The sequence below is a fragment of the Burkholderia sp. BC1 genome, from assembly GCF_052683555.1.
The window spans coordinates 103,121-113,782 of record NZ_JBQYLP010000004.1 but is presented as its reverse complement, the minus strand read 5'-3'; the positions used below and the strand labels follow the sequence as shown (position 1 = coordinate 113,782).

Annotated in this window: 10 protein-coding genes; 3 read left to right on the top strand and 7 right to left on the bottom strand. The window is 69.0% G+C overall.

Annotated features, from left to right (window positions below; genetic code table 11):
- Positions 1-638, bottom strand: a 638-nt coding sequence (locus ACSHSS_RS03720; protein ID WP_445544601.1) for an efflux RND transporter permease subunit, incomplete at its 3' end; no start/stop codon positions are given.
- Positions 639-783: 145 nt separating this feature from the next.
- Positions 784-1,527, bottom strand: coding sequence for a Crp/Fnr family transcriptional regulator (locus ACSHSS_RS03715; RefSeq protein ID WP_006397156.1), 744 nt, complete (start codon positions 1,525-1,527; stop codon positions 784-786).
- Between the two features lie 164 nt (positions 1,528-1,691).
- Here ACSHSS_RS03715 and ACSHSS_RS03710 point away from each other — a divergent pair, with 164 nt between their 5' ends.
- Complete coding sequence (locus ACSHSS_RS03710) at positions 1,692-3,344, top strand: acyl-CoA synthetase (protein ID WP_043278860.1); 1,653 nt, start codon at positions 1,692-1,694, stop codon at positions 3,342-3,344.
- A gap of 29 nt (positions 3,345-3,373) precedes the next feature.
- Here ACSHSS_RS03710 and ACSHSS_RS03705 read toward each other — a convergent pair whose 3' ends face one another.
- The 3 genes from ACSHSS_RS03705 to ACSHSS_RS03695 form a co-directional block, all read right to left on the bottom strand.
- Positions 3,374-5,353, bottom strand: coding sequence for a methyl-accepting chemotaxis protein (locus ACSHSS_RS03705; protein WP_060042016.1), 1,980 nt, complete (start codon positions 5,351-5,353; stop codon positions 3,374-3,376).
- A 152-nt stretch (positions 5,354-5,505) separates the two neighbouring features.
- The gene (locus ACSHSS_RS03700) at positions 5,506-5,937 is read right to left on the bottom strand and encodes a YqaA family protein (protein ID WP_445544600.1); all 432 of its coding nucleotides are present in this window, start codon (positions 5,935-5,937) and stop codon (positions 5,506-5,508) included.
- A gap of 73 nt (positions 5,938-6,010) precedes the next feature.
- The gene (locus ACSHSS_RS03695) at positions 6,011-6,655 is read right to left on the bottom strand and encodes a LysE family translocator (RefSeq protein WP_445544599.1); all 645 of its coding nucleotides are present in this window, start codon (positions 6,653-6,655) and stop codon (positions 6,011-6,013) included.
- A 279-nt stretch (positions 6,656-6,934) separates the two neighbouring features.
- Here ACSHSS_RS03695 and ACSHSS_RS03690 point away from each other — a divergent pair, with 279 nt between their 5' ends.
- Entirely contained in the window at positions 6,935-7,417 is a 483-nt protein-coding gene (locus tag ACSHSS_RS03690) for an Lrp/AsnC family transcriptional regulator (protein ID WP_012217040.1), read from the top strand.
- A 72-nt stretch (positions 7,418-7,489) separates the two neighbouring features.
- Here the strand turns inward: ACSHSS_RS03690 and ACSHSS_RS03685 are convergent, their stop codons facing one another.
- Both ACSHSS_RS03685 and ACSHSS_RS03680 read right to left on the bottom strand, forming a co-directional pair.
- A complete protein-coding gene (locus ACSHSS_RS03685; RefSeq protein ID WP_162097061.1) occupies positions 7,490-7,633 on the bottom strand; it encodes a hypothetical protein in 144 nt (47 codons plus the stop codon).
- A 243-nt stretch (positions 7,634-7,876) separates the two neighbouring features.
- Positions 7,877-9,523, bottom strand: a complete 1,647-nt coding sequence (locus ACSHSS_RS03680; protein WP_445544598.1) for an IclR family transcriptional regulator — start codon at positions 9,521-9,523, stop codon at positions 7,877-7,879.
- 176 nt (positions 9,524-9,699) lie between these two features.
- On the opposite strand from ACSHSS_RS03680, the gene ACSHSS_RS03675 reads away from it, so the two are divergent.
- On the top strand, positions 9,700-10,659 hold the full coding sequence (locus ACSHSS_RS03675) for an MBL fold metallo-hydrolase (RefSeq protein ID WP_445544597.1): 960 nt from the start codon (positions 9,700-9,702) through the stop codon (positions 10,657-10,659).
- The last annotated feature ends 3 nt before the right edge of the window (positions 10,660-10,662 follow it).

Here is a 10,662-nt window from a genome sequence, read left to right as displayed (position 1 = left end):
AGGTTCTGCGCGTTCACGGCATTGACGACGTCGGCCGGCGTGAGGCCCTTCGCGCGCAGCGCCTGCGGATCGATGTCGATCGCGACGACGCGCGTGCGGCCGCCGTACGGAAACGGAATCTGCGCGCCCGGAATCGTGATCAGCTGCGGGCGCAGGAAGTTCAGCGCGATGTCGCCGAGCGACTGCTCGCTGAGCGTCTTGCTCGACAGCCCGAGCTGGATTACCGGAATGCTCGACGCGGAATACGTGATCACGAGCGGCGGCGTCGCGCCCTGCGGCATCTGCCGCACGATCGCCTGCGCCGAGGCGACCGTCTGCGCGATCGCGGTCTGCACGTTGGCGCCGGGCTGCAGGAACACCTTGACGACGGCGATGCCCGGCAGCGACGTCGACTCGATGTGCTGGATGTTGTTGACGGTCGTCGTCAGCGAGCGTTCATGCACGGACGTGATGCGGTCGCTCATCTCCTTCGCGGAGAAGCCGTTGTACGACCAGATCACGCTGACCACCGGAATGTTGATCGACGGCAGCACGTCGACGGGCGTGCGCATCAGCGCAAGCGGCGTGGCCAGCACGATCATGATGGCCATCACGATGAACGTGTACGGGCGCCTGAGCGCGAGATTGACGATCCACATGGAGGGGGGCGGGCAGGCGGCGGTCAGGCGGCGGTGACGGGAACCCGAATGATAGGGGCGCACGCGCGACGGTTTGCTGGCGCGAAACTGGCGGATCCGTCAGTTTCGCGCGCGATGCGCCGGCCGGCGTCGATCGCGTGCACGGTCAGATCTGTTCGAGCCCGACGCGCGCGAGCGCGGCCGGATCGACGACGTCGATCTGGTTGTACGCGAGCCGCAGCACGCCGCGCCGTTCGAGCTGCTGCAGCGCCTGGTTGATCCGCTGCCGCGACACGCCGACGAGCATCCCGAGCTCCTCCTGCGAGATCGCGAGCGAGCGGCCGGTGTCGGGATACAGATCGGGGTTGAACAGCTGCGCGAGCGCTTGCGCGACGCGCGCGTCGACGTCGAGCAGCCGGCTGTTCTGGATCGACGCGATGAATTCGCCCATCCGGTTGTTCAGCTGATGAATCACGAAGCGCGTAAACGGCAGGCTGCTGTCGAGCAGCGCGTGGAACGTGTCGGCCGGCACGAACAGCACGGTCGAGCGCTGGATCGCGACGACTTCGTACTTGCGCGGCTCGCGCTTGATCACGCTGCCTTCGCCGAACCAGCCGCCGGACGGCACGCCGGAAAACGTGCAGCCGCGGCCGGACGCGTTGAAGATCGCGAGCTTCAGCAGCCCGCGGTGCACGCCGATCCAGTATTCGGACGGCGCGAGCCGCTGCGCGATCACGCTGCCCGCGTCGTGACGCTCGGCGCGCGACTGCGCGAGCACGCGCGCCTGATCGGCGGGCGCCAGCGCACGAAACCATGCGCAGGCGCCGAACAGCGCCGACAGCGGCGGCAGCGGGCCCGTTTCCGTGGGGAGATCCGCGGTGCGGAGGCAGGCGTCGGATGCGTCGTGCATGAATGCGGGTTTGCGAGGATAGGGATAACGCGAGGCGCCCGGTCGGCACTCTGTCGTTTCGATGACAGACGGCTCACAATAGCGCCCGTTAGGCTGTCGGCAATTGAACCACATCAAAACGATCCGGGGGGCAGGCCGTTCGGATCGACACGGGAGACAGGATCATGACGCAGATGTTCGAGGCCGGGCTCGGCCGCCGCGAGGCGAACTACGTACCGCTGACGCCGATCGATTTTCTGGTGCGCTCGGCCGAAGTCTATGGCGATCGCGTCGCGATCGTGCACGGCGACGTGCGGCGCACCTGGGCCGAAACCTACGCCCGCGCACGGCGCCTCGCGAGCGCGCTCGCGGCGGCGGGCGTCGGGCGCGGCGAGACGGTCGCCGCGCTGCTGCCGAACATTCCGGCGATGGTCGAAGCGCACTTCGGCGTGCCGATGGCGGGCGCGGTGCTCAATACGATCAACACGCGGCTCGACGCCGCGTCGGTGCTGTTCATGCTGCGTCACGGCGAAGCGAAGGTGCTGATCGTCGATACCGAATATGCGGACATCGCCCAGCGCGCCGCGCAGGAATTGCCGGGGCTGAAGCTCGTCAGCGTCGCGGATGCGATGCCGGCCGACCCGGCGCGCTTCGCGGGCGCGATCGACTACGAGGCGTTCGTCGCGAGCGGCGACCCCGACTACGCATGGCATCCGCCGGCCGACGAGTGGGAAGCGATCGCGCTGAACTACACGTCGGGCACGACCGGCGATCCGAAGGGCGTCGTCTATCACCACCGCGGCGCGTATCTCGCGGCGATCAGCAACATCCTCGAATGGGACATGCCGAAGCACGCGGTGTATCTGTGGACGCTGCCGATGTTCCACTGCAACGGCTGGTGCTTTCCGTGGGCGGTCGCCGCGCGCGCGGGCGTGAACGTCTGCCTGCGCAAGTTCGACGCGAAGACGGTGTTCGACCTGATTCGCCGCGAGCGCGTCACGCATTACTGCGGCGCGCCGATCGTGCAGAGCGCGATCGCCAACGCGCCGGCCGAGCTGCGCGAGGGCATCGACCATACCGTGCACGCGATGGTCGCCGGCGCAGCGCCCGCGCCCGCCGTGATCGCGAAGATGAAGGAGATCGGCTTCGATCTGCTGCATGTGTACGGACTGACCGAGGTGTACGGCCCGGCCACCGTGTGCGCGAAGCAGGCGCACTGGGACGCGCTGTCCGACGACGAGCGCGCGCGGCTGAACGCGCGGCAGGGCGTGCGCTATCACCTCGAAGCGGGCGCGACGGTGCTCGATCCCGACACGATGGCGCCGGTGCCGGCCGACGGCGAGACGCTCGGCGAAATCATGTTCCGCGGCAACATCTGCATGAAGGGCTACCTGAAGAACGAGAAGGCGACCGACGAGGCGTTCCACGGCGGCTGGTTCCATACCGGCGATCTCGGCGTGCTGACGCCGGACGGCTATATCCGCATCAAGGATCGCCGCAAGGACATCATCATCTCGGGCGGCGAGAACATCTCGAGCATCGAGGTCGAGGACGCGCTGTACCGGCATCCGGCCGTCGCGGTCGCGGCGGTCGTCGCGATGCCGGACCCGAAGTGGGGCGAGGTGCCGTGCGCGTTCGTCGAGCTGCGCGACGGCGCGAGCGCGACGGAGGAGGAGATCGTCGCGCACTGCCGTCAGCTGCTCGCCGGCTTCAAGGTGCCGAAGGCCGTGCGGTTCGGCGAACTGCCGAAGACCTCGACCGGCAAGATCCAGAAGTTTCAGCTGCGCCATGCGGTCGGTTCGGCCGGCGCGATCGATCTGGCCGGCGACAAGAAATAGGCAATAGGCGCGCGGCCGTGCGGTGCCGCTCACGCGTCCTGCGCGAGCCGGAACACGCTGACCGCATCGGACAGCTGCGCGGCCTGGTCGCGCAGCGCGACGGCCGCGCGCTCCGCATCGGAGATCAGCGTCGCATTCTGCTGCGTCGCTTCGCCGATCTGCGCGACCGCGACGTTGACCTGCTCGATGCCCGTCGACTGCTCGCGCGACGCGGCGCTGATCTCGCCGATCAGCGTGCGCACCTGATCGACGCGCGCCACGATGTCGCGCATCGTGCCGCGTGCGGCTTCCGCGATCCGGTAGCCGTGTTCGACGGTCGTCGACGATTCGGCGCTCAGCGCGTCGATTTCCTTGACGGCCGCCGCGCTGCGCTGCGCGAGCGCACGCACCTCGGCCGCGACGACCGCAAAGCCCTTGCCGTGCTCGCCCGCGCGTGCCGCTTCGACGGCCGCGTTCAGCGCGAGGATGTTGGTCTGGAACGCGATGCCTTCGATCGCGCTCGTGATTTCGGCGATCCGGCGCGTCGTGCGGCCGATCTCGTCCATCGTCGCGACCACGCGCTGCACGGCCTCGTCGCCGCTCGTCGCGGCGACCGCGGCGTCCGCGACGAGCGTGTTCGCCTGCGCCGCATGCTCGGCATTCTGCTGCACGGCGGCCGTGATCTGCTCCATGCTGGCGGCCGTCTGTTCGACGCTGCTTGCCTGCGTCGCGATCCGCGCGGCGATGTCGCCGCTGCCGGCCGCGATGCCGACCGTGCCGCGCGCGATGTCGGCCGAACCGCTGCGCACTTGCGCGACGATCTGCGCGAGCCCGTCGCCGATCCCGTCGACCGCCTGTACGAGCCGGCCGATTTCGTCGTGGCCGATGGCGTCGCGCGCGGCGCCGTCGCGGATCCGCACGCTGAGGTCGCCGGCCGCGTAGCGCTCCGACGCGCGTGCCGCCGCATCGAGCGGCCGGCTCACGACGCGGCGCACGACGAACGCGAACAGCACGGCGAACGCGACGACGAGCACCGCGCCGATCAGCAGGAAGCGGTTGCGCGTCGCGCGCATGTCGGCGAGCAGTTCGTCGTCGAGCGCGACGCCGCCGACGAGCCACTGCCACTGCGGAATCGTCGTAAACGACACGAATTTGTCGGTCGGCCCCGCGTCGTGCGCGGCGGGATCGGTCGACGTGTACGCGAGACGGCCTTCGCCGGCCGCGAGCATCTGCGTGTACGGCGCGCGGGCGTCGTCGGCGCGCTGGCCGGCCGCGTCGGGGTGAACGACGAATGTGCCGCGCGATGCGCCGCGCGACGCGTCGAGCACGAAGTAGTAGCCGTTGTTGCCGATCTTCAGCGCGCGGATGCCGTCGCGGACGAGCTGCAGCTCGGCGCCGACGTCGATGCCGACGAACAGCGCGCCGATCACGCGGCCCGTCGCGTCGGTCACAGGCTTGTACTGCGTGATGTACGGGCGGCCGAACAGGTTCGCGAGGCCCGTGTAGGTGCGCCCGGCGACGAGCGGTGCATACGCGGGGCCGGCGCGGTCGAGCCGCGTGCCGATCGCGCGCGTGCCGTCCTGCTTTTTCAGCGACGTCGTCACGCGCACGAAGTCGTCGCCGTCGCGCGCGAAGATCGTCGCGATCGCGCCGCTTTTCTTCAGGAACGCATCCGGAATCGTGTAGTCGAGGTCGAGCACCTGGCCGCCTGCGGACAAGGTCGGCGCGGCCACGCCGCCGATGTCGACGGTGTGCGTCGGATCGAGCGCGAAATCGGGCGGCAGGAAACTTTCGAACAGCGACATCGCACGCGTCGCTTCGGCCGACAGCGCATTGTCGAACAGCCCGACCATCGCGCGGATCGACTGCTCCTTGTCGGCGATGCGTGCGTGCGCTTCTTCGGCGAGCTGCCGGCCCGCGAAGTGGGCGAGCGCCCATGCGAAAACGGTGAACAGCAGCGCGACCAGCACGCACGCCAGCGTGGCAAGGCGAGTGCCGACGCTCACCCGGCCCAATTGAATTGTTCTCATACGGCATCCTGAGTGGGGAGGGAGAGGGGCGGAACGCACGCGTCACCGCTCGTCGCCGTTTCAACGGCAAGTTCGGCGGATTCTTTAGCGGGGGCCCGCGCGCGTGCGCGGATGCAAGGAGGATCGGCGGGCGGAGGGACGGCCGGCTGCGCTCAGTGCAGCACGAGCCACGCGATCGCGAGATACCGCCCGACCTTCGCGATCGTCACGATCGCGAGGAAGCTCGGCAGCGGCTCGCGCAGTACGCCGGCGATCATCGTCAGCGGGTCGCCGATCACCGGCGCCCAGCTGAGCAGCAGCGACCAGCGGCCGTAGCGCGCATACCAGCGTTCGGCGCGCGCGAGCGCCGACGCCTTGACGGGAAACCAGCGGCGCTCGCGGAACCGTTCGATGCCGCGACCGAGCGCCCAGTTCAGCGTCGAGCCCGCGACGTTGCCGAGGCTCGCGACGAGGACGAGCGCCCACACGGGTTCGCGCCCGGCGAGCAGCAGGCCGGCGAGGACGGCTTCGGATTGCAGCGGGAACAGCGTCGCGGCGAGCATCGATACGGCGAACTGGCCGCCGTAGGTGAGCAGTTCGGGCATCGCGCGATTGTACCGGGCGCGCTGCCGGCGGCGCGGACCGTGCCTTCGGACGGCGACGCGCGGTCGCGCGCGCTCAGTTCCAGCCGACCATGATCGCGCCCATGCCGACGAGCAGGCCGCCCGTCACGCGGTTCATCGCGCGCATCCGCGCGGGCCGCTGCAAGGTGCGGCTGAGCCGGTGCGAGAACAGCGCCATCGACGCGACGCCGCCCGCGAACAGCAGCGCGAACGTCGTCGCGAGCAGCAGGTACTGGGCGTTGAGGCTCCAGCCGGCGTCGGGGTGGATGAATTGCGGAAAGAACGACGGGAAGAACAGCAGCGTCTTCGGATTGAGTCCGGACGTCGCGACGCCGCGCCAGAACAGCGCGCGGTCGGTGTCGGACGGCGCGGCGTCGGCTGCGGCGGTCGCATTGGCGGCGGACGCGTTCGCCGGCGTGCGGCTCAGCCATTGCTTCGCGCCGAGCCAGACGAGATAGGCGGCGCCGGCCCAGCGCAGCACGGCGAGCGCGCGCTCGTCGAGATGGACGAGCGAGTTCAGGCACAGCGCGGTGAGCGCCAGTTGCAGCAGCACGGCGAGCGTGCCGCCCCAGACGCACGGCAGCGCGCGACGCCAGCCCGCGCGCAGCGCCTGGTTCATCGTGAGCAGGTTGACGGGGCCGGGGGCGTAGACGAGAACGACGGAAGCAGCGACGAACGACAGGTAAAGCTGGAACGACATGACAGGAAGCGCAGGAACGGGACGGGCGCCGCGCGCCCGATCGGATGGACGGGCGCGCGGCGGGCATTCGCATGCCTGCGTGACCGGCGCCGCAACTCGTGATCGCGGCCGCGCGTTCCGCGCGAAAGGGTTGTCGCGGGGAACGTGCCGGGCAACAGGCATGGAGAAAATGTATCAGCCGCGCAGGTTAAAAGGCTTCCTGTTTTCCAGCAAAACGAGACCGAAACCGGAACGTCGTTCGGATAGAATCGGGATTTTCAGTAGAAGATTCTTTTGATCATGGCTACACGCGAACGCTCGCCGAAAACGCTCGACAGTCAGGACCGCAAGATCCTGAGCGCGCTGCAGAAGAACGCGCGGCTCTCGAATGCGGAACTCGCGGAACAGATCGGCATGTCGACGACCGCATGCTGGAACCGCACGCGGCAACTCGAACTCGACGGCTATATCGACGGTTATGTCGCGCTCGTGAACCAGCGGATGCTCGGCTACGCGGACATCGTGATTCTGGAGGTCACGCTCGACCGGCACGAGGACGACGCGCTCGCGCGCTTCGGCGCCGAGCTCGCGGCGCTGCCGGAGGTGCTCGAGGCGTATCTGGTGTCGGGCGAATACGACTACTGGATCAAGGTCGCGGTGGACGGCACCGCCGGCTACGAGCGGTTCCTGCGCGAAAAGCTCTACCGGATATCGAGCATCCGGCACAGCCGCTCGATGTTCGCGCTGCGCTGCATGAAGGACGTGCCGTCGATCCAGGTTTGAGCGTAGCCGCGCGCGACGGCGCGGCGAACGCGAAAAGGCCGGCGAGCGGGCCGCCGGCCGGGCCGTGGCCGCTCAGCGCGGCAGGCGCGCGTGCGCTTGGGCGATGACTTCGCAGTTTTCGAGGTGCAGGGCCCAAGCTTCGGCAAGCAGCGCGCCCAGACGCGACAGCCAGCCAGTCGATTCGGTGGAACGGTCGGAGACGTTAGTCGTTTGCATCACGAAGCCTCATTGAGGTGGTGAGTTAGGGAATACCCTAATGATAGAGGAAGCCCACCGCTTTGTGAAATGCGATTTCGTTATATGAGAATTTCTGACAAAATGCGTTGCTGCTTTGCAACATGAACGCACGTCGCGCGGCTCGCGCCGCGCCGTGCGGGCACGCCGCCGCGCCGCGGCGGGCGCGCTGCCCGCACGGGACGGTGTACGACGATCGAAAGAGATAGAAGAAGCGCCGCGGCCTTACGCGCCGATCCAGCCGAAGCGCCAGGACAGCCGCCGCGTCGCGGCCAGCAGCGTCTGCGCGAGCGCGCTGTCAGGCCCGCGCGGGAAGCCGTGCGACGACCCGATGATCGCGATCACGAGCCGGATGCTGCCCGTGTGATCGAATACCGGCGCGGCGACCGTCGCGATGCCGGGCACCGGCGCATCGAACGCGAAGTCGACGCCGGCCGAGCGAATCGCCGCAAGCCGCTCGCGGAAGGCCGCGTCGGGTGGCGTCGCGCGGCCGGCCAGCCGTACCGGCTCGTTCGCGAGCAGGCCGTCGAGCACGTCGTCCGACATGCCGGCCGCGAAGCTGCGGCCGATCGCCGTATGGACCAGCGACATCACGGTGCCGACCTGCAGGCTCACATGCTGCGGCCGCGCCGATTCCTCGAGCCGGATCACGGTCGGGCCGAGCGGCCCGAGCGTCGCCGCCGCGACGCTCAGGTCGGTTGCCGCCGCGAGCGCGACGATTTCGGCTTCCGCGTCGCGCGTCGGCGATACGCGCTGCATCGCGATCAGGCCGAGCGCCTGCGCAAGCGGGCCGCCGTCGAAGCAGCCGGCCTCGTCGCGGCTCAGCAGGCCGATCTTCTGCAGGCTGACCAGATGCGGGAACGCCTTCGCCGCCGGCATTGCGGCGGCGGCCGCGAGATCGCGCAGCGGCAGCGCGCGGCCTGCCGACACGAGCGCGAGCAGCAGTTCGCCCGTGCTGTCGAGCGCGTTGATCCCGCGCTGCGCCCTCGCATCGTCGGCGAGCGCGGGCGGCACGCGCGCGACGCTCGCCGCGGCGGCCGGCGGCGCGATGTCCTGCGCGGCGCCCAGCGACGCGGTGGCCTGCCGCGCCGCGTCGCGCAACGCGGCCGCGACCGGGCCGTCCCAGCCGACGTCGATCGATTCCGACGAACCGATGACGGTCAGCGCGAGCTGCAGGCGTCCGTCCGCATCGAACACGGGCACGCACATCGCACTGACGCCCGGGCTCGGCAAATCGACACTGCGCTCGATGCCGCGCGCACGGATCGCGTCGAGTTCGGCCTGCCGCGCGCCGGCGTCCGGCGTCGGCTGCGGCGTGCGCTCGAAACCGGCGAGCGCATCGCCGGCGCCGGCCTGGCTGGCCGCCATCGCCGCGAGTTGCGCGGGATCGCCGAACGCGCGGAACACGCGGCCCGTCGCCGTCGTGTCGAGCGACATCACCGACCCGACATGCAGGTTCACATGCAGCGGATAGCCGCCGTGCTCGATGCGCACGATCGTCGGGCCGAGCGCGCCCGGCACCGACAGCGCGACGCTGAGCCCGACCGTTTCCGCGAGCCGTGCCGCATGCGGCAGCGTCGCGCGATACGCGGGCTGACGCTCGATCGACATGAGCCCGAGCCGCAGCGAGAGCGGGCCCGGCTCGTAGTTGCCGGTAATCGCGTCGCGCTTCACGAGCGCGAGCCGCGTCAGACTGACCAGATACGTATGCGCCTGCGCGGTCGACAGATCGGCCGCGGCCGCGAGCTCCGACAGGCCGAGCGGCTTGCGCCGGCGCGCGAGCGCATCGAGCAGCCGGCCGCCGACCTCGACGCTCTGGATGCCGCGCTGCGCCTTCGGCGCGTCGTCGGCGCTGACTTCGTGGTTCTGCACGCGTTGATCTTCCGTAGACGAAACCCCGCATGGTATCCGACGCCATTTACAGCGTTGGTCCACAGGTTTACCCGTATTAGACAATAGCAAGCGACTTTGTCATTGACAAATAATCGTTGCAAGACGATGATCGGCGCATTCCCCTCAACACATGGCTCGCAGCCACGGAACGCAACATGGCCAAAGCATTCGCCTCCCAAGCCGATCTGGAAGAGAAGAAGATCACCTGGACGCAGCTGTCCGAGAACGCGTACGCGTACACCGCCGAAGGCGACCCGAACTCGGGCGTGATCATCGGCGACGACAGCGTGCTGATCGTCGATACGACCGCGACGCCCGCGATGGCGCAGGATCTGATCGCGAAGATCCGCAGCGAGACCGACAAGCCGATCAAGCACGTCGTGCTGTCGCACTACCACGCCGTGCGCGTGCTCGGCGCGTCCGCGTACTTCGCGGAAGGCGCGCAGCACGTGATCGCGAGCCGCGGCACGTACGAGATGATCGTCGAGCGCGGCGAGGCCGACATGAAGTCGGAGATCGAGCGCTTTCCGCGCCTGTTCGCGGGCGTCGAAACGGTGCCGGGGCTGACCTGGCCGACGCTCGTGTTCGAGCGCGAGATTACGCTGTTCCTCGGCAAGCTCGAGGTGAAGATCATGCACGTCGGCTCGGGCCATACGAAGGGCGACACGATCGTCTGGCTGCCGTCGCAGAAGGTGCTGTTCTCGGGCGACCTCGTCGAATACGACGCCGCGTGCTACTGCGGCGACGCGCAGCTCGAGCAGTGGCCGGCCACGCTCGAAGCGCTGCGCGCGCTCGGCGCCGAGAAGCTCGTGCCGGGCCGCGGCCCCGCGCTGCTGAATCCGGCGGAAGTGAACCAGGGCCTCGACTACACGAAGGACTTCGTGACCACGCTGCTCGCGCAGGGCCGCAAGGCGGTCGAGCGCAAGCTCGATCTGAAGGCCGCGATGGCGCTCACGCGCGAAGCGATGGATCCGAAGTTCGGGCACGTGTTCATTTACGAGCACTGCCTGCCGTTCGACGTGTCGCGCGCATTCGACGAAGCGAGCGGCATCACGCATCCGCGCATCTGGACCGCGGAGCGCGACAAGGAAATGTGGGCCGCGCTGCAGGACTGAGCG